The following is a 1,234-nucleotide window of genomic DNA, read 5'->3' on the forward strand; positions in this document are numbered from 1 at the left end:
TGAGGAATTCGTTCCACAAATGAGAAAGAAAGGGCGCCTGCAAGTTGGAATGGATGCCGACATTGTCGTCTTTGACCCCAAGACAGTGGCGGACCTAGCCACCTACGAGAACGCGAACCAATCCGCTGTCGGGGTACAAACCGTTCTCGTAAACGGCACGTTAGTTGTTGATGATGGTGTCCTCGTCTTAGACGCTAACTCAGGCCAAGCAATTCGCCGCGAGGTTCAAAGATAATGTGACCGCTTTGGGCTCGAAGCGGTCATCTGAACCTTTCTATAAATTTTGGCTGAGCAACGTAAACTAGCCCTTCAGAAGCGACCTGCGCGAGCGTAACGCCCGCTTTCACGCCTCAACGACCGCGGTTGGAGGAATCGGATATTGGGTTGAGGCGAGGCTGTTGCATGCAGGGTATCTCACTTTAGCATTGGGCTAGCCTGGAAAAATTTTTACTAAGCTACTGATACAATGATATCATTAACAGTCTTTTAATCAGTGGGTCGCAGGTTCGAATCCTGCACGGCTCACCACTTTTTTCAAAGGGTTAGCAAGAATAGGCGAGATTTTCTTGTGCCTACAGCAACCACCTAGCAACCACGCGGCATAGAATGACGTAGAAATGGGTGGAATTCAGTAGTGGCTGGGTGACTTAATCCAAGTCTGCTGCCACAGGATAACTTTTTGATAATTGGTCTCTTTTTGACATTTTTGTCGATTGATAGTACACTGACAATGCGCAGCCAAAGCAACACTGCTTTTTTTGCGTGAACCATGCCCGACAGTATAGCACACGCAATGCGCGTCAGTTTCAGGAAGTGAATTCCTGCCCAAAAGCCATCTCTATATATCCTAAATGAAAGGACCTTTTCCATGGTTGGAAACGGAAGCATCAGTGGTGCCAAACAATCTATTGCCGCATCGCGAGTTCAAAAGAACCGAACATTGAACGACACTTTCCGAAAATCGGGTGCAGACGGTATCGTCATGATCTCGATGGGAATACAAAATCTAGGTCGCGCCGAGGTCGATACCATAGTCAAGCAACTGGGTGGAAAGGTTGGGGACGATAGCTGCGAAGCAGGCAGTGAACATGACTTCGGAGATATCCGTGTTAACAACCGTCCCGTTCATTGGGAGATCAACTACTACAATAAAGATTTGGACGACGACTCCCCAGACTCCACGAACCCAGAGAAAACAACGCGGCTCATGACACTTTTGCTTGCTAGGCTCAGG

1 protein-coding gene and 1 pseudogene are annotated in these 1,234 nt (G+C 48.3%); both read left to right on the forward strand.

Annotated elements, in window-relative coordinates; all coding sequences use genetic code 11:
- Positions 1-235, forward strand: a pseudogene (locus ALB80_RS22555) (amidohydrolase family protein); the annotation flags it as partial.
- 633 nt (positions 236-868) lie between these two features.
- Positions 869-1,234: DUF3768 domain-containing protein (locus tag ALB80_RS21650; RefSeq protein WP_050606178.1), on the forward strand; the 366-nt coding region annotated here is incomplete at its 3' end.

Origin of the sequence: Ruegeria sp. 6PALISEP08 (assembly GCF_001238295.1) — a bacterium.
In the GTDB taxonomy this organism is placed as follows: Bacteria; Pseudomonadota; Alphaproteobacteria; order Rhodobacterales; family Rhodobacteraceae; genus Ruegeria.